17 protein-coding genes are annotated in these 16,454 nt (G+C 68.8%); 12 read left to right on the top strand and 5 right to left on the bottom strand.

Features of this window, described 5'->3' with window-relative positions:
- Nucleotides 1-164: 164 nt before the first annotated feature.
- From ACFWPK_RS03235 to ACFWPK_RS03200, 8 genes are all read left to right on the top strand, one after another.
- Nucleotides 165-1,325: an AAA family ATPase gene (locus ACFWPK_RS03235; protein WP_378912909.1), complete on the top strand. Its 1,161-nt coding sequence runs from the start codon at nt 165-167 to the stop codon at nt 1,323-1,325.
- A 29-nt stretch (nt 1,326-1,354) separates the two neighbouring features.
- Nucleotides 1,355-2,305, top strand: coding sequence for a DUF58 domain-containing protein (locus ACFWPK_RS03230; protein ID WP_266290289.1), 951 nt, complete (start codon nt 1,355-1,357; stop codon nt 2,303-2,305).
- Nucleotides 2,302-3,306: a VWA domain-containing protein gene (locus ACFWPK_RS03225; protein WP_378912908.1), complete on the top strand. Its 1,005-nt coding sequence runs from the start codon at nt 2,302-2,304 to the stop codon at nt 3,304-3,306. The genes ACFWPK_RS03230 and ACFWPK_RS03225 overlap by 4 nt, the downstream gene beginning before the upstream one ends.
- Nucleotides 3,307-3,390: 84 nt before the next feature.
- Nucleotides 3,391-4,107, top strand: coding sequence for a 3-oxoacyl-ACP reductase FabG1 (gene fabG1 / locus ACFWPK_RS03220; RefSeq protein ID WP_378912907.1), 717 nt, complete (start codon nt 3,391-3,393; stop codon nt 4,105-4,107).
- 41 nt (nt 4,108-4,148) lie between these two features.
- A complete protein-coding gene (gene inhA / locus ACFWPK_RS03215; RefSeq protein ID WP_266290283.1) occupies nt 4,149-4,985 on the top strand; it encodes an NADH-dependent enoyl-ACP reductase InhA in 837 nt (278 codons plus the stop codon).
- Nucleotides 4,985-6,034, top strand: a complete 1,050-nt coding sequence (locus ACFWPK_RS03210; RefSeq protein WP_378912906.1) for a ferrochelatase — start codon at nt 4,985-4,987, stop codon at nt 6,032-6,034. The genes inhA and ACFWPK_RS03210 overlap by 1 nt, the downstream gene beginning before the upstream one ends.
- Nucleotides 6,035-6,120: 86 nt before the next feature.
- Nucleotides 6,121-6,516 (top strand): hypothetical protein, encoded by a 396-nt coding sequence (locus ACFWPK_RS03205; RefSeq protein ID WP_378912905.1) that lies wholly within the window; start codon nt 6,121-6,123, stop codon nt 6,514-6,516.
- Nucleotides 6,517-6,604: 88 nt separating this feature from the next.
- Nucleotides 6,605-7,093, top strand: coding sequence for a hypothetical protein (locus ACFWPK_RS03200; RefSeq protein ID WP_378912904.1), 489 nt, complete (start codon nt 6,605-6,607; stop codon nt 7,091-7,093).
- 64 nt (nt 7,094-7,157) lie between these two features.
- On the opposite strand, the gene ACFWPK_RS03195 is transcribed toward ACFWPK_RS03200, so the two are convergent.
- Both ACFWPK_RS03195 and ACFWPK_RS03190 read right to left on the bottom strand, forming a co-directional pair.
- Nucleotides 7,158-7,970, bottom strand: coding sequence for a hypothetical protein (locus ACFWPK_RS03195; RefSeq protein WP_378912903.1), 813 nt, complete (start codon nt 7,968-7,970; stop codon nt 7,158-7,160).
- Between the two features lie 112 nt (nt 7,971-8,082).
- Nucleotides 8,083-8,907 carry a DUF3097 domain-containing protein gene (locus tag ACFWPK_RS03190; RefSeq protein WP_378912902.1) on the bottom strand — a complete coding sequence of 275 codons (825 nt, stop codon included), beginning with the start codon at nt 8,905-8,907 and terminating at the stop codon, nt 8,083-8,085.
- Nucleotides 8,908-9,013: 106 nt separating this feature from the next.
- Between ACFWPK_RS03190 and ACFWPK_RS03185 the strand changes: the two genes are divergently transcribed.
- The 4 genes from ACFWPK_RS03185 (at nt 9,014) to ACFWPK_RS03170 (ending at nt 12,305) form a co-directional block, all read left to right on the top strand.
- Nucleotides 9,014-9,445, top strand: coding sequence for an NfeD family protein (locus ACFWPK_RS03185; RefSeq protein ID WP_378912901.1), 432 nt, complete (start codon nt 9,014-9,016; stop codon nt 9,443-9,445).
- Between the two features lie 3 nt (nt 9,446-9,448).
- Nucleotides 9,449-10,693 (top strand): SPFH domain-containing protein, encoded by a 1,245-nt coding sequence (locus ACFWPK_RS03180; protein WP_378912900.1) that lies wholly within the window; start codon nt 9,449-9,451, stop codon nt 10,691-10,693.
- Between the two features lie 140 nt (nt 10,694-10,833).
- A complete protein-coding gene (locus ACFWPK_RS03175; RefSeq protein WP_378912899.1) occupies nt 10,834-12,003 on the top strand; it encodes a hypothetical protein in 1,170 nt (389 codons plus the stop codon).
- Nucleotides 12,000-12,305 carry a hypothetical protein gene (locus ACFWPK_RS03170; RefSeq protein WP_378912898.1) on the top strand — a complete coding sequence of 102 codons (306 nt, stop codon included), beginning with the start codon at nt 12,000-12,002 and terminating at the stop codon, nt 12,303-12,305. Before ACFWPK_RS03175 ends, ACFWPK_RS03170 begins: the two co-directional genes overlap by 4 nt.
- A gap of 17 nt (nt 12,306-12,322) precedes the next feature.
- On the opposite strand, the gene ACFWPK_RS03165 is transcribed toward ACFWPK_RS03170, so the two are convergent.
- The 3 genes from ACFWPK_RS03165 to ACFWPK_RS03155 all read right to left on the bottom strand — a co-directional run bounded on the left by ACFWPK_RS03165 (nt 12,323) and on the right by ACFWPK_RS03155 (nt 16,373).
- Complete coding sequence (locus ACFWPK_RS03165) at nt 12,323-13,531, bottom strand: molybdopterin-binding protein (RefSeq protein ID WP_378912897.1); 1,209 nt, start codon at nt 13,529-13,531, stop codon at nt 12,323-12,325.
- Nucleotides 13,532-13,796: 265 nt separating this feature from the next.
- Nucleotides 13,797-14,870 carry a tartrate dehydrogenase gene (locus ACFWPK_RS03160; protein WP_378912896.1) on the bottom strand — a complete coding sequence of 358 codons (1,074 nt, stop codon included), beginning with the start codon at nt 14,868-14,870 and terminating at the stop codon, nt 13,797-13,799.
- 9 nt (nt 14,871-14,879) lie between these two features.
- Nucleotides 14,880-16,373 (bottom strand): NAD-dependent succinate-semialdehyde dehydrogenase, encoded by a 1,494-nt coding sequence (locus tag ACFWPK_RS03155; RefSeq protein ID WP_378912895.1) that lies wholly within the window; start codon nt 16,371-16,373, stop codon nt 14,880-14,882.
- Nucleotides 16,374-16,454: the final 81 nt, after the last annotated feature.

Below are 16,454 nucleotides of genomic sequence, written 5' to 3'. Positions count from 1 at the left end.
CTGGTGGGGGGCGAAATCGGTGCGATGGGCGCCACACTCGCCGCCGCGGGTGAGTGCCGTCACGCACATGACGAATCCCCGTCTAGTACTGGCCGGTTGCGGCGCACCGGGCGATTCAATGGAATAGTTGGTGCCGCACGCACAGGACCAAAGCGAAAGCGGGGATGTTGGTGACTTCGACGGAAGGTGTGAGCGGGCCGAAGCTGGCGAAGGACGCCGGTACGGCTGCGCCGAGCACCCTGGAGCGTGACGTCCAGACTCTCGAGAAGGCGATCTACGAGGTCAAGCGGGTTATCGTCGGTCAGGATCGGCTCGTCGAGCGTTTGCTCGTCGCCGTGCTGGCACGCGGACACGTATTGCTCGAAGGTGTGCCCGGCGTCGCGAAGACTCTTGCGGTGGAAACCTTCGCCAAGGTCATCGGCGGCTCGTTCTCCCGGGTGCAGTTCACCCCGGACCTGGTGCCCACCGACCTCATCGGTACCCGCATCTACCGGCAGGGCCGCGAGGAATTCGACACCGAGCTCGGCCCGGTCGTCGCGAACTTCGTGCTCGCCGACGAGATCAACCGCGCACCGGCCAAGGTGCAGTCGGCACTGCTCGAGGTGATGGCCGAGCGCAAGCTGTCGATCGGCGGCAAGACCTACCCGATGCCCGATCCGTTCCTGGTCATGGCGACCCAGAACCCGATCGAGAGCGAAGGCGTGTACCCGCTGCCAGAGGCGCAGCGCGACCGCTTCCTGTTCAAGGTCCTCGTCGACTACCCCTCGGTCGAGGAAGAGCGCGAGATCATCTACCGGATGGGTGTGAGCGCGCCCGAGCCGAATCAGATTCTCGAGCCCGAGGACATCATCCGCCTGCAGAAGGTGGCCGCCAACGTCTTCGTGCACCACGCGCTCGTCGACTACGTGGTCCGCGTGATCACCGCGACCCGCACGCCCGGCGAATTCGGCATGGACGATGTGGCGAGCTGGATCTCCTACGGCGCTTCCCCGCGCGCGAGCCTCGGCATCATCGCCGCGGCGCGCTCGGTCGCGCTGATCCGTGGCCGTGACTACGTGGTGCCCCAGGACGTCGTCGAGGTGATCCCGGACGTGCTCCGGCACCGTCTGGTGCTGTCCTATGACGCACTGGCCGACGAGGTTTCGCCCGAGGACGTCATCAAGCGGGTGCTGCAGACCGTCGGTCTGCCGCAGGTCGCTCCGCAGGCCGTCAACGGTCAGGCCGCCCCGCAGCCGGTGCCGCAGCCGCCCGCCCAGCAACAGCCTGTGCCGCAGCCGGTGAACGGGCAGCAGTCCCAGCCCGCCGGCTCCGTCGCGCCCCAGTGAGTGCGCCGGAACCCGTTGTCCGCGTGCCCATGTCGTCTCACGCTCCGCCCTCGTTCCGTGCCGGTGAACTGACCGACCCGAAACTGGCCGCCGCGCTCAAGACCCTCGAATTGACCGTGCGGCGCCGCCTCGACGGCGTGCTGCACGGTGACCACCAGGGCCTGATCCCCGGTCCGGGTTCGGAACCGGGGGAGGCGCGGCTGTATCAGCCGGGTGACGATGTGCGGCAGATGGATTGGTCGGTCACCGCCCGCACCACCCATCCGCACGTGCGGCAGATGATCGCCGACCGCGAGCTCGAGACCTGGCTCGTCGTCGACCTGTCGTCCAGCCTGGACTTCGGCACCGGCCGGGTGCACAAGCGCGATCTCGCGATCGCGGCGGCCGCGGCGATCACCCACCTCACCTCCGGCGGCGGCAACCGGATCGGCGCGGTCGTGGCGACCGGTCAGGATCTGGTGCGCATTCCCGCCCGCAGCGGGCGCATGCACGCCCAGACCCTGCTGCGCGGTATCGCGACCACCCCGCACGCCCGCGACGGTGTGCGTGGTGATCTCAAGGCCGGGATCGAATCGCTGCGCCGTCCGCAACGCAAACGCGGTCTGGCCGTGGTGATCAGCGATTTCCTCGGTGACGTGGACTGGCAGCGTTCCCTGCGCGCGATCTCCGCGCGCCACGACCTGCTCGCGGTGGAGGTGCTCGACCCGCTCGACATCGCGCTGCCCGACGGCGGCGACGTGGTGCTGCACGATCCCGAATCGGGGCGCACCCGCGAGTTCAGCGTCACCCCCACGCTGCGTGCCGATTTCGCGGCCGCGGCCGGAGCCCAGCGTGAGCAGGTGGCGCAGGCGCTGCGCAGCTGCGGCGCGCCGGTGCTCACCCTGCAGACCGATCGGGACTGGATCGCCGACGTGGTCCGGTTCGTGTCCACCCGGCGCCACAGCCTCGGCGCCCCGAGCGGGCGGGTGCCTCGCCAGTGAGTATTTCGCATTTCACGGCCGTCGTCTGGCTCGGTTTCCTCGCGGTCGTCGCTCTGCTCGTGCTCGGCTATGTGCTGGTGCAGCGCGCCAGGCACAAGCGGATGCTGCAGTTCGGCAACATGGCCATCCTGGAGCGCGTCGCCCCGTCGCGACCGAGCCCGATGCGCCATGCGCCGATCGCGCTGATCCTGGCCGGGCTTGTCCTGCTCACCATCGCCGCGGCCGGTCCGACCGCTGTGCAGAAGGTGCCGCGTAACCGCGCGACCGTTGTTCTGGTGATGGATGTTTCGCTGTCGATGGAGGCCACCGATGTGCCGCCGAACCGGCTGCAGGTCGCGCAGAAGGCCGGTAAGGAATTCGTCGAAGGCCTGACCCCCGGCATCAACCTCGGTTTCGTCACGTTCGCGGGCACGGCCTCGGTGATGGTGTCGCCGACCACCAACCGCGAAGCGGTCAAGCACTCGATCGACAACATCAAGCTGGCCGAGCGCACCGCCACCGGCGAGGGCATCCTCACCGCCCTGCAGTCGATCGACACCCTGGCCGCCGTGCTCGGTGGCGCCGAGACGCCCCCACCCGCGCGGGTGGTGCTGATGTCGGACGGCAAGCAGACCGTGCCCGACGACAAGGACGTCGACAACCCGCGGCACGGTTTCACCGCCGCACGCCTGGCCAAGAACAAGGGCATCCCGGTCTCGACGATCTCCTTCGGCACCGAATGGGGCACGGTCGAGATCCCGGACTCCGACGGCAAGGGTTCGCAGCGGGTGAAGGTGCCCGTGGACAACGACTCGTTGCGCGAGATCGCCGAGCTGTCCGGCGGTGATTTCTACACCGCCTCGTCGCTGGCCGAACTCACCGCGGTCTACGACACCCTCGAGGAACAGATCGGCTACGAGACCACGCGTGGCGATGCGAGCAGGCCCTGGCTGTTGCTCGGCATGCTGGCCATCGCGGCGGGAGTCGTTGTCAGTTTGCTCTATCGTCAACGCCTGCCCTAGCTCCCACCGCCCCGCCTTGTGAGCTGTCGCAACGGCGCGACCCTGACGCGGGGCGCACGAATCGGAACAGATAGGTTGGACCCTATGTCGAACGTCACATCCCGGTCGGTCCTGGTCACCGGCGGTAACCGCGGTATCGGTCTCGCCGTTGCGCAGCGTCTGCTGGCCGACGGCCACAAGGTCGCCGTCACCCATCGTGGATCGGGGGTGCCCGAGGGTCTGTTCGGTGTGAAATGCGATGTCACCGACAGTGAGTCGGTCGATCGTGCGTTCACCGAGGTCGAGGAGCACCAGGGTGCGGTCGAGGTGCTGGTCGCCAATGCGGGCATCACCGACGACACCCTGCTGATGCGCATGACCGAGGATCAGTTCGAGCGGGTCATCGACGCCAACCTCACCGGTGCGTTCCGCTGTGCCAAGCGTGCCAACCGGGCCATGCTGAAGGGTCGCTGGGGCCGGATGATCTTCCTCGGTTCCGTGGTCGGCATGGCCGGCCAGGCCGGTCAGCTCAACTACGCCGCGTCCAAGGCCGGCGTCATCGGTATGGCGCGGTCGCTCACTCGGGAGCTCGGCTCGCGTTCGATCACTTCCAACGTGGTCGCCCCAGGCTTCATCGAGACCGACATGACCGCGGATCTGCCTGAAGATCTGAAGACCATGGCGAAGAAGTACATTCCGCTGCAGCGTCTCGGCCAGCCGGAAGACATCGCCGCTGTGGTCAGCTTCCTCGCCTCCGAGGACTCCCGCTACGTCTCCGGCGCCGTCATTCCGGTCGACGGCGGCATGGGCATGGGTCACTGATCCACCGACAACTCAACTGATTTCAGGAGAACCGAAAACTCATGGGCGGACTGCTCGAAGGCAAGACCATCCTGGTCACCGGCATCATCACCGACTCGTCGATCGCGTTCCACGCGGCCGCGATCGCGCAGGAGCAGGGCGCGAGGGTGATCATCACCGGTATCCCCGACCGCCTGCGGCTCATCGACCGCATCGCCAAGCGGCTGCCGCAGGAAGTGCCGCCTGCCATCGGCCTCGACGTGACCAACGAAGAGGACCTGGCCGCGCTCACCGAGAAGCTGCGTGAGCTCGCGCCCGAGGGCATCGACGGCGCGCTGCACTCCATCGCGTTCGCGCCGCGTTCGATCATGGGACCCGGCGCGCTGCCGTTCCTCGAGGGCCCCGGCCCCGATGTCGCCAAGTCGTTCGAGATCTCCGCGTGGAGCTACGCCTCGCTCGCTCGCGCCGTGCTCCCCGTCATGAACGAGGGCGGTTCGCTGGTCGGCATGGACTTCGATCCGCGCGTGGCCATGCCGTACTACAACTGGATGGGCGTGTCCAAGGCCGCGCTGGAGTCGGTGAACCGCTACGTGGCGCGTGAGGTGGGTGCGGCCAAGAAGGTGCGCTCGAACCTGATCGCCGCGGGCCCGATCAAGACCCTGGCCGCCAAGGCCATCGCAGGCACCGCCACCGACGATGCCAAGCAGCTCGTGCAGCTCGACCAGTACTGGGACGGTGCGTCGCCGATCGGCTGGGACGGCAACGACCCGCGCGCGGTCGGCAAGTCGATCGTGGCACTGCTCTCGGATTGGCTGCCCGCCACCACCGGCTCGATCATCTACGTCGACGGCGGCGCCAGCCACAACATGTGGTTCCCGGAGAACATGTCCCTGAGCTGATGCCGGACGCCCTGCTGCTGCTGTCCTTCGGTGGCCCCGAAGGTCCCGAGGACGTGATCCCCTTCCTGGAGAACGTCACTCGGGGCCGCGGGGTACCTCCCGAACGGCTCGCCGAGGTCGCGCAGCACTACCTGCATTTCGGCGGGATCTCGCCGATCAACGCGTTGAATCAGCAGATCATCGCCGCGGTCGAGGCCGATCTGGCCGATGCCGGGCTGAACCTGCCGGTCTACTTCGGCAATCGCAACTGGCACCCGATGGTCGAGGACACGGTCGCGCGGATGACCGCCGACGGCGTGCGCTCGGCGCTGGTCTTCCCCACCTCGGCATGGGGCGGGTACTCCGGCTGTCGCCAGTACGACGAGGACATCACCCGAGCCCGCGCCGCGGTCGGTGACGACGCCCCCGAACTGGTGAAACTGCGCCAGTACTTCGATCATCCGCTGCTGATCGAGTCCTTCGCCGACGCGATCACCGCTGCGGTGCAACAGATTCCGGCCGATCGCCGCGCTGGTGTGCGTCTGGTGTTCACCGCGCATTCCATCCCTGTCTCCGCCGACGTGACCGCGGGCCCGCCTGCCGACGGCGGGCGCCTCTACAGTCGCCAGGTCGCCGAAGCCGCCCGATTGTGTGCCGCGGCAACAGGGTTCGCCGATCATGACGTGGTGTGGCAGTCGCGCTCGGGCCCACCGCAGGTGCCGTGGCTCGAACCCGACATCGTCGACCACCTGGATGTGCTGCACGGCAAGGGAATCGACGCCGTGGTGGTGTGCCCGGTCGGTTTCGTCTCCGATCACCTCGAGGTGATCTGGGACCTCGACAACGAAGCGTCGACCCGCGCCGCCGAACTCGGCATGGCGTTCGCCCGCGCGGGGACCCCCGGCACCGACCCACGGTTCTCCCGGATGGTCGTCGAACTGATCGCCGAACAGGTGCGTGGCGGTCCGGTGCGTGAACTCGGCGAAGTCCCCGGTTACGGCTGCACCGTCGACGGTGCCCTGTGCGCTCCGGGTTGCTGCGAACTGCCCGCGCGCCCGGTCCGGCGCTGAACACAACCGGATAACCATTCATCGGTAGGCCCTGGTTCGAGGAGTAGCCTTTCCACAGTTGCGCTCGACTGATCGGAGGATTTCCGATGATCTCGACACCGCCGCGCCGCGCCGCCGGGTTCGCCCTTGTTCTGACTGCCGCCGCGCTCGGCCTGACCGGGTGCGGCAAGGACTCCGGCTACCAGACCCAGCCCCCGCAGCCCACCGAGCCCACGATTTCGCAAGCCTCGGTACAGGAACTGTGCGGCATCCTCGACGGCCAGAAGGGCACGTGGAAGGCGCTGGGCCCGAGGGTGGCGAGGGTGGCGTTCACCGGCGCGATGAGGTTGTGGACAGTGAACGACACCGTCGCCAATGCCGCCATTTCCTACAATCGCCGCATCGTCGACACCGTCACCATCCGCACCTGCCCGCGGGTCCGCGACGCCACGCTCGAGTCGCTGGATGTCCCGGACCTGAAGGCCGCTCTCGGCGGATTCTGAACTGGCACTTCCCACTTCGGGTCGGCTCTGCGTTAGCATCGCCGCGGACCTTCGCCCGAAGGTCCGGTGACGCTACGGGGAGGGCCCGATGAACTATGCCGATATGACAGCGACCGCACTATCCCGGGGAGGTGGTCTGCTCACCGGCGATCGCGGACTCGCGGGCGACGCGGAGGCGGTGCTGGCCCGTCGTGGGGGCGGCAGCAGCGTGAGCGTCGGTGGCGGTTTCCCGGACTGGGTCTGGTACCTGATCATCGCCGTGATCGTGCTCATCGTGGTGATCGTGCTGATCCGCAAGTTCGGCGGTTCCTCGAATCAGGCTGCGCCACATCAGATGCCGCCATACCAGATGCCGCCGCAGCAGATGGCGCCCCAGCCGTATCCGGCCCAGTATCAGCAGCCGTACCCGCAGCAGCATCCGTCCGGCCCCGGTTATCCGCAGGCCCAGTACCCGCCGCAGTATCCACAGGGTCAGTACCCCCAGCCCTATCCGCAGCAGCAGCCGATGCCGTACCCGCAGCAGGCGCCGTACCCGTACCCGCAGCAGCCGCAGTACCAGCAGCCCTATCGTCGCTGACGAATCGGCTCCGTCGGATCCGGCGTGCGCCGCGGCTCTGCGCGGCGCCTCGAAGTCGGCAGGTCTAGCCGTCGCGGCGGGCGGCGGCGTGGACCGCGACGAGGCGGGCCTCGCGGATCGTGTTCCACAGCGGGCGCAGCAGGGATTCGTGCGCGCCGATCGCGGTGGCCGAGGTGGGCGACGACGCCGGTTCGTGCTGGGCGACCGTGAGGATCGCGGCCACGTGATCGGCGGTATCGAGAATCCGCTTGGCGCGCAACGGGATCGAGTCGGGGTAGGCGTGGCGCGAGTAGGCCGCGAGCTGCGCCTCGATCTGCTCGCGCGGATCGTCGTCACCGTTGCCGACCGAGGTGGTGTGCAGCTGCATGAGGGCGTCGGCGGCGTCGCGGACCGATTCGCGCATCGTGTACTCGGCCTCACCGAGCGACATATCGTGACCCGCGATGCGGGGGAGGTCGACGCCGTAGACGGTCCACTGCAGGGTCTCGTCGTCGTCCCACTGTGGGATCAGGCCGGTGCCCGGCTCACCGGGAACGCCGAGCAGCAGGCCTTCCTCGGCGTCGATCGCGTCGGCCGCGAAGGCGGTGCCGACCGGCAGTCCACGCACGTCACCCGGCGCGGGCAGGACCAGGCGCAACTGCGCACCGGCCGGAGCCATCGCCTCGCGGATCACTTTGAGCAGTGGCATGGCGCCGGAGCCGGCGTCGCCGCGTGAGGTCCACGGCAGATCCGTGCGTCCGCCGGTGACCGGGTCGCCCGCCGCGATGGTGTGGCGCGGCGCCCAGGCATGCAGTGCCTCCAGCACGTCGTCGGGCGCGCTGGTACCGGCCAGCCAGGAGCCGGCCCACAGCGTCAGCGTGGCACTGGGAGAGCACATAATCATCGAGCATAAAGGTTCGCCGACGATCGCGTGCGCGCACTGAGGCCGCCGATGGTGTCTACGCGGGCCGTTGTTTTCGGTGCGAGGACCCACCTGACCTGCTGTGTGATCACTGCGGCTCGGTGACGAAGTCGATGAGCCGTTCGACGGCGCCGATGAGCGGGGATTCCAGATCCCGGAACGAGCCGACCGCATCGTAGACACGGCGCCAGCCCTGCTGTGGTGTTCCCCAGCCGAGGCGCGCGCAGATTCCGGTCTTCCAGTCCTCACCGCGCGGCACCGTCGGCCAGGCCTCGATGCCGAGCGCGGCGGGGCGCACCGCCTGCCACACGTCGATGTACGGATGGCCGGTCACCAGCACATGCGGTCCGAGGCCGGTGGTCAGGTGCGTCTCCTTCGAGCCGGTCACCAGGTGGTCGACGAGCACCCCGACCCGCGCGCCCGGCCCGGGTTCGAACTCGGTGAGCCGGGCACCGAGATTGTCGAGGCCCTCCAGATGCTCGACGACCACGCCCTCCACCCGCAGGTCGTGGCCCCATACCCGTTCGACCAGCGCCGCGTCGTGCACGCCTTCCACCCAGATCCGGCTGGTCCGCGCGACTCTTGCGCGCAAGCCCTCGACGCGGGTGGAGCCCGACGCCGACCGGGTCCGCTGTTTCGGCGCGGCGGCGATGGGCCGGGTCAGCGTCACCGGTTTCCCGTCGATCAGGAAGGCCGCTTCCCGCATCGCGAACAACCGCACCACACCGCGCGCGTCCTCGAGTTTCACGAACTCGCCGTCGTAGCTGCGGTCGAAACCGACTACGGCACCGCAGAATCCGCTCGCCGCGTCCTCCACCACCAGGTCGCGCTCGGCACTCACCGTCGGCACCGGCTTCTTCTTGGTCCGATCGTGTCCGGAATAGATATCGCCGTAGCTGTCTCGTGCACTCACGCCCCGAAACTACCGCGCACGTAACCCACTTCGCCGCAGCGCCGCACCGGACCCACTGATCACGCGAGGCCGCCCGTAAACGGGTCATCAGGGCTACGCTGGCAGTGTGGCCGCAATAGTCTGGCTGATCGCGGGCATCGTTCTCGCGGCGGCGGAAATGCTCACCGGGGATCTCATGCTGCTCACGCTGGGCGTAGCCGCACTCGGCACCGCGGGCGTCAGCGCCGCTACCGGCCTACCGGTGTGGGGCGACGCGTTGGTGTTCGCCGCGATGGCCGCTGTGCTGTTCCTCGGAGTGCGCCCGCTGCTGCGGCGCAAGTTCGGTACCCCGCCGCCCACGCCGACGAATGCCGATGCGCTGCCGGGCAAGTCGGCGTTGGTGCTCGAGCAGGTGGCCGAGTATTCGGGTCAGGTCAAGCTCGGTGGCGAAGTCTGGACGGCGCGTCCGCTCGACCCGAGCGAAGTGTACGAAGCCGGTGTGACTGTCTATGTGATGAAGATCGACGGCGCGACAGCTGTCGTCTGGAAGGGTCCCTAGAACATGGTTGCCTTGATCGTGGCCGCCGTCCTCGTCCTGTTGGTCGTGGTGGTGGTTTTCAAATCGATCGCGCTCGTCCCGCAGGCCGAGGCGGCGGTGATCGAACGGCTCGGGCGTTATTCGCGCACCGTGTCCGGTCAGCTGACGTTCCTCGTCCCGTTCGCCGATCGCGTCCGCGCGAAAGTGGATCTGCGTGAGCGGGTCGTGTCGTTCCCGCCGCAGCCGGTGATCACGCAGGACAACCTCACCCTGCAGATCGACTCGGTGGTGTATTTCCAGGTCACCAGCCCACAGGCCGCCGTCTACGAGATCAGCAACTACATCGCCGCGGTCGAGCAGCTCACCGTCACCACCCTGCGCAACGTGGTCGGTGGTATGACCCTGGAAGAGACGCTGACCTCGCGCGATCAGATCAACAATCAGCTGCGCGGTGTGCTCGACGAGGCCACCGGCCGCTGGGGCCTTCGCGTGGCCCGGGTGGAGCTCAAGTCCATCGATCCGCCGCCGTCGATCCAGGAATCGATGGAGAAGCAGATGAAGGCCGATCGCGAGAAGCGCGCGACGATCCTCACCGCCGAAGGCAACCGCGAAGCGCAGATCAAGACCGCCGAGGGCGCCAAGCAGGCGGCGATCCTGACCGCCGAGGGCGGCAAGCAGTCCTCGATCCTGTCGGCCGAGGGCGAACGCCAGAGCCGCATCCTGCGCGCACAGGGTGAACGTGCCGCCTCCTACCTGCAGGCCCAGGGGCAGGCGAAGGCGATCGAGAAGGTGTTCGCCGCCATCAAGAACGGCAAGCCGACTCCGGAACTGCTTGCCTACCAGTACATGCAGACCCTGCCGATGGTGGCCAAGGGCGACGCGAACAAGGTGTGGCTGGTCCCCAGCGATTTCGGTAAGGCCCTGGAAGGTTTCGCCCAGAACTTCGCCACCAAGGGCGAGGACGGCGTCTTCCGCTACGAGCCGTCCGCCGACGAAGCTCCGGTGAAGATCGAAGACGACGCCGACGTCGCCGACTGGTTCGAAACCGCCTCCGACCCGAAGATCGCCGAGGCCGTCCGCGCGGCGGAAGCCACCGCGCGCACCCCGGTCGAAGGTTTCGATACACCGGTGGCGCGCCCGAAGACCTCGGTGGCCAAGGCCGCCGACCCGGAGCTGCCGACCCCACCCCCGATCGCCCCGCAGGAACAGCAGGCGCCTCGCCCCGACGACCCGTACGGTCGCCCCTGGCAGCCGCCCCATCACGGCTGATCTCGCCGATCCGACCAGTGAACGGCCCCGACGCGAAGGCTGCGTCGGGGCCGTTCTGTTCTCCTCCGAAGCTCGAGAATGTCGGTCCGCCAAGGGATTCGGCGCGGTCGCGTCGCGTGCCCCGCAGGTATCGTCGGTCGATGAGGAGCTCGACAGTGCGGCGATTGGGTGGGTTTCGCCGTCCGTTCGCGATAGTGATCGCGATCGTGGTGGCGGTTGCGGTCGCGGGCTCGCTGCCACGGTGGTGGTGTGGTCGCGATGCCGACGAGTGGTATCGAGGTGATCCTGGACGGGCACGCGGTCTCGCCGAGGAAGTGGTGGCTTTCGAAGCCGACGACGATCAGTGGCGTGCCACCGGCGGGCGGGATCGGTTGGTCGGGATGTGGGGGCTGCTCGCGCACCAGATGACCGCGCTGGGATTGGCGCAGGTCGCGCTGGAGCATCCCGAGTGGCGCGAACGGTACGCGCCGGTCGTCACCCGTGCGGCGACCAAGAGTCTGTTGCCCCAGTTGCGCGCCGAATTCACCTCTGCTTGGCAGGACAGGGACGGATTGGCCGATCTCGACAGTGCGGACGGACACGCCTACCTCTCCTACCCCGCGCTCGCGCTCGGCATGGCGCGCTTGGTCGATCCCGCGTTCCCCGCCGACCTCGCGGTCCAGCACGATGCGCTGATCGCCGCCTTCGAGCGGCGGCTACTCGCCTCGCCGACCGGGCTGCTCGACACCTTTCCCGGCCGGGCCTACCCGACCGATGTGGCGGCGGTCGCGGCGGCGATAGCGGTCCACGGTCGGGCCACCGGCGCCGACCACACGGCGGTGATCGCGCACTGGGCACAGCGGGTACGCGCGGTGCAGATCGATCCTGGCACCGGGCTGGTGATCCAACGGATGGGTGTCGACGGGCAGGCCCAGGACGCTCCGCGCGCATCGGGAACCGGATTGGCTGCCTACTTCGCCGGTTTCGCCGACCGGGCGCTCGCCGAGGAATTGGCGGCGGCGCTGTTCCGCCAGGAGCGCGGTGTTCTCGGCTTCGGTGCGATCGAGGAGTACGGCGACGGCTACGACGGCATCGGCGACATGGACAGCGGCCCCCTGATCCTCGGAATATCGGTGTCGGCCACCGGTTTCGCGCTCGCCCCGGCCCGCGCCTTCGGTCACCGCGACAGGTTCACACGCCTGTTCCGCACCACGGAGCTCTTCGGTCTGTCGCTACGCAGCGGGACCCGCTTGCGTTTCGCCACCGGTGGCGTGATCGGCAACGCCCTGCTGCTCGCCTTCCTCACCTCCGGCCCGGAACTGGCCCGATGAGCACAGCCCGGCTGTTCGCTGTCTGGCGCCTTGTCCGTGTGCCGACAATCCTTGTCGCGGTCTACTTCTCCCTGCGATGGGTACTGGCGATCCTATCGGCCAGACAGGGGTTCGGTTCGCCCGACGGCATCGGTCTCGGCTTCTCGATTGTCGCGACAGTGACGGTGTCACTGCGCATCGTGCTGCTGGTCATGGTGCCGGCTGTGCCGGCGTACCACCTCGTGCTGTGGGTGACTGCGCGCATGTCGCGGCGAGACGGTTCGCGTGCCCCGGCGGCTCACCGGACGACCAGGGCTTCGTGAGAAGGGGTGGTTGTAGTTCAGTGGGGGAGCGGGAGGAGTTCGACGAGGGAGCCTCGGCCGGTGCCGGGCGGGAGGATGGCCAGGGCTTGGCAGGCGATGAGGCCTGCCAGGTGGGGGGTGTGGGCGGGGCCGGTGCTGCGCCAGACGCCGCCGGGGTGTTGTTGGACGCCGACTATGCGGGTGGCTTCGCCTTCCATGACGCCCGCGTCGGAGAGGCGGCCCCACATGGTGGGGCCGGGGGAGCGCAGAGTGAGCGCGTCGACGATGGCCGGACCGATGGCCAACAGGGCCGCGACGGCGGCGAAGGGGTTGCCGGGTAGGCCGAGGAGAACGCGGCCATCGGGGAGCTGGGCGACGAGAGTGGAGCCGCCGGGACGGATCGCGACGCGTTCGACGATGATGCGGGCGCCGAGGTCGGCGAGCAGGGTGCGCAGGTGGTCGGCGGCGCCGCGGCCGGTGGCGCCGACCATCACGACCAGGTCGGCGTGGGATTTCAGGGTGAGCCACGAGCGCAGCAGGTCACGGCTGTCGGCGAGATGCCACAGGCCGGTGCTCTCGATATCGCAGCAGCGCAGGAACTCCGGGAGCACGGGGCCGAGAGAGTCGCGGGTCTCGCCGGGGCCGAGCGGGCCGACGGCGCGGATCTCGTCACCGGTCATCACCACATCGGCTCGCAGAGGCCCACGCACGGTGACGGTTTCGGCCTCGGCGCTGAGCGCCGCGGAAGCCAGGGCCGCCGAGACACGGGCACCGGCGCGAGCCAATTCTGTTCCGCTGCTCCAGTGTTCGCCTTGGCGGCGGGTGTCGTCGCGCACCGGTGCGCCGGGCGCGCGCATCACGACCGGCTTGCCGGACACGGTCGTGGTCACGATGTGTTCGTCGCGCAGGGTCGCCGTGGTGCCCAGCGGGGTCGCGGCGCCGGTCGCGATCCGCACCGCCTCGCCGGGGGCCAGGACCACCGAGCAGCCACGTCCGGCGTAGCTGACCTGCTGGTGCAGCCGCCACCACGGTCCAGGGCCCGCGACCGCGTAGCCGTCCATGGCGGCGCTGTCCACCCGCGGCAGGGGCGTGCCCGCGGCGAGGGCCAGGGCGAGGGTCGCCCCGACCGCCTCGGCCACGGGTCGCTCCCGCACCGCGATCGGTTCGAGATCCGCGGCTATCTGCGCGCGCACCCGACCCAGCCCACACTGCACTGCCGGAACTACGCCCACCCGTGCGCTCGTCACCACGTCTCGCCTTCCGAGGAACCGTCACCGACACTGCGACTCATGGTGCGCACCACCGATTGCCTGCGATTTTCTTGGCAGTTGCCTCGCGATGACGTTGTGCTCACGCAAGCGCACCCCGCACGGTGCGTAGTTCGGCGTCACGTACGTGCCCGTCGCTCGCGTGCGGGACGGGCTCCGGCCGCTCAGACGCTGGTGCGCCGCATCGACCCGCGTGTTCGGGCGTCGGACCGCCGCCGTTTCCTCGGCACCGGTGGTATCCGGGTCACGCTTCGGTGAGCGCGTTCGCGAGTTCGGCGGCGCGGTCGGCGATTGCGGTGCCCAGGTCGGCGGTGGTAGCGGTGCCGCCGAGGTCCGGTGTGCGGACCGTCCCCGCGGCGAGCACATCGCAGACCGCCCGGTCGACGGCAGCCGCAGCGGCGTGCTCGCCGAGGTGGGACAGCAGCATGGCGCCGGCGAGGATCTGGGCCACCGGGTCGGCGATGCCGAGGCCCGCGATGTCGGGTGCGCTGCCGTGCACGGCCTCGAACATCGACGGTGCGTCCGCCGCGGGGTTGATATTGCCAGAGGGCGCGAGCCCGAGTCCGCCGGTGACGGCGGCGGCGAGGTCGGAGAGGATGTCGCCGAACAGGTTCGAGCCGACGATCACGTCGAGGCGGTCGGGGTGCAGCACGATCTCCGCGGCCAGCGCGTCGACGTGCATCTGCCGCGTCTGCACCGACGGATACTCGGCCGAGACGCGCTCGAAAACACTGTCCCAGTAGGGCATCGAGTGGATCAGGCCGTTCGATTTGGTCGCCGAGCAGAGCTTTCCCGAGCGTTCGGCGGCGCGGTCGAAGGCGTAGCGGATGATCCGTTCGCAGCCGGTGCGGGTGAACACCGATTCCTGCAGGACGAATTCGTCCGGCCTGCCCGGGTTGTGGATGCCGCCGATCTCGGAGTACTCGCCCTCGGAGTTCTCGCGGACGATCAGGATGTCGAGGTCGTCGGCGGTGCGGTCGCGCAGTGCTGATTCCGTGCCGGGCAGTAGCCGCACCGGCCGCAGGTTGACGTACTGGGCAAAGGCGCGCCGCAGCGGAATCAGCAAGCCCCACAGCGAAATATGGTCGGGCACCCCGGGGAATCCGACGGCGCCCAGCAGGATCGCGTCGAACTCCGCGAGCTGCTCCGGCCCGTCGGCCGGCATCATCGCACCGGTCCGCAGGTAGTTCTCACACGACCAGTCGAACTCGGTCCAGCTGATTCCCGGCAGGACCCGGTCGAGCACCTTCACCGCCTCGATGGTCACGTCGACGCCGATTCCGTCTCCTGGAATGGTCGCGATCCGGTATGTGCGCACGCTGTCTCCCTAAACCTTGACGCCGATGTATTTGGTCTCGAGGAATTCGTCGATCCCGGTGAACCCGCCCTCGCGCCCGAGCCCCGATTCCTTCACCCCGCCGAACGGCGCGGCCGGATTGGAGACCACGCCCTGGTTCAGGCCGACCATCCCCGTTTCGAGAGCTTCGCAGACGCGCAGCCCCCGTCGCAGGTTCTCGGTGAACACGTACGCGACCAGCCCGTAGGGGGTGTCGTTGGCGCGCGTGATCGCTTCGTCCTCGGTGTCGAAGGTGCCGATCGCGGCGACGGGCCCGAAGATCTCGGTCCGGCACAACTCTGCGTCGTCCGGGACGCCGGTGAGCACGGTCGCCGGGTAGAACGTGCCGGGACCGTCGATCGCCGTGCCACCGAGCAGCACCTCGGCACCGCGTCGGCGTGCGTCGGCCACCAGGTGCTCGACCTTGGCGACGGCGTCGGCGTCGATGAGCGGCCCGACAACGACGCCCGGCTCGGTGCCACGGCCCATCGGCAGCGCCGCCATCCGCGCGGCCAGTCGTGCGGCGAACTCCTCCGCGATGCCTCGCTGCACGAGAATCCGGTTCGCGGCCGTACAAGCCTGGCCGATATTGCGCATTTTGGCGGCCAGCGCACCCTCGACCGCTTCATCGAGATCGGCATCGTCGAACACCAGCAGCGGTGCGTTGCCGCCCAGTTCCATGGAAGTGCGCATGACCGTGCGGGCGCACTGTTCCAGCAGGAGCTTCCCGATGGCGGTCGACCCGGTGAAGGAGAGTTTGCGCGAGCATGGATCGGCGATGAGCGGTCCCATCAGCGCGCCGGGGTCGGCGGTGGTGACGACATTGACCACCCCGGCGGGCACCCCCGCATCGGCCAGGATCGCCGCGAGCGCCAGCATCGAAAGAGGAGTCTGCTCGGCGGGTTTGACGACGCAGGTGCAGCCTGCGGCCAGGGCGGGCGCGATCTTGCGGGCACCCATCGCCATCGGGAAGTTCCACGGCGTGATGAGCAGGCTCGGCCCCACCGGCTGTTTCGTCACCAGAAACCGGGAACCGCCCGTCGGCGCGGGCATGTACCCGCCGTCGAGGCGAACGGCCTCCTCGGCGAACCAGCGGAAGAACTCGGCGGCATAGGCGATTTCACCGCGCGCCTCCGTGAGCGGTTTGCCCATCTCCAGAGTCATGATCAGGGCGAGGCGTTCGGTGTCGGCGAGCAGTGCGTGGTGCGCGCGCATCAGGATGTCGCTGCGGGTGCGTGCCGGGGTGTTCGCCCAGTCCGCCTGTGCCCCGGCCGCGGCGGTGAGCGCGTCGAGTCCGTCGGCCGGGGTCGCATCGGCCACCGCGCACAGCTCCGCGCCGGTCGCGGGGTCGAGGACGGGCAGGGTGGCAGGGGAGTCGTGCCAGCGGCCGCCGATGAACAACCCCTTCGGGACGCTGTCGATCGCGGCGCGTTCGGCTGCGCTCAGGTTGTCGAGCAGCTGCGCGCTGCCTCCGGACTCGTCCATGCGGTGTCCTCACTCCCGACGCAGTGGATCAACCATTGCTGTGACCCCTGCCGCCATGTTATGCATATTGTCAACAATCCG

The organism is Nocardia sp. NPDC058519 (assembly GCF_042719755.1).
Classification (GTDB): Bacteria; Actinomycetota; Actinomycetes; order Mycobacteriales; family Mycobacteriaceae; genus Nocardia.
Note: the sequence above shows the minus strand (reverse complement) of the source record. Positions and strands in the feature narration are given on the sequence as shown.

What these genes read in the sequence shown, in the direction of transcription:
- fabG1 (WP_378912907.1), top strand. Translation starts at nt 3,391, where the DNA reads ATGTCGAACGTCACATCCCGGTCGGTCCTGGTCACCGGCGGTAACCGC.
- ACFWPK_RS03195 (WP_378912903.1), bottom strand. Translation starts at nt 7,970, where the DNA reads ATGTGCTCTCCCAGTGCCACGCTGACGCTGTGGGCCGGCTCCTGGCTG.
- ACFWPK_RS03200 (WP_378912904.1), top strand. Translation starts at nt 6,605, where the DNA reads ATGAACTATGCCGATATGACAGCGACCGCACTATCCCGGGGAGGTGGT.
- inhA (WP_266290283.1), top strand. Translation starts at nt 4,149, where the DNA reads ATGGGCGGACTGCTCGAAGGCAAGACCATCCTGGTCACCGGCATCATC.
- ACFWPK_RS03235 (WP_378912909.1), top strand. Translation starts at nt 165, where the DNA reads ATGTTGGTGACTTCGACGGAAGGTGTGAGCGGGCCGAAGCTGGCGAAG.
- ACFWPK_RS03155 (WP_378912895.1), bottom strand. Translation starts at nt 16,373, where the DNA reads ATGGACGAGTCCGGAGGCAGCGCGCAGCTGCTCGACAACCTGAGCGCA.
- ACFWPK_RS03210 (WP_378912906.1), top strand. Translation starts at nt 4,985, where the DNA reads ATGCCGGACGCCCTGCTGCTGCTGTCCTTCGGTGGCCCCGAAGGTCCC.
- ACFWPK_RS03170 (WP_378912898.1), top strand. Translation starts at nt 12,000, where the DNA reads ATGAGCACAGCCCGGCTGTTCGCTGTCTGGCGCCTTGTCCGTGTGCCG.
- ACFWPK_RS03205 (WP_378912905.1), top strand. Translation starts at nt 6,121, where the DNA reads ATGATCTCGACACCGCCGCGCCGCGCCGCCGGGTTCGCCCTTGTTCTG.
- ACFWPK_RS03175 (WP_378912899.1), top strand. Translation starts at nt 10,834, where the DNA reads ATGAGGAGCTCGACAGTGCGGCGATTGGGTGGGTTTCGCCGTCCGTTC.
- ACFWPK_RS03180 (WP_378912900.1), top strand. Translation starts at nt 9,449, where the DNA reads ATGGTTGCCTTGATCGTGGCCGCCGTCCTCGTCCTGTTGGTCGTGGTG.
- ACFWPK_RS03230 (WP_266290289.1), top strand. Translation starts at nt 1,355, where the DNA reads ATGTCGTCTCACGCTCCGCCCTCGTTCCGTGCCGGTGAACTGACCGAC.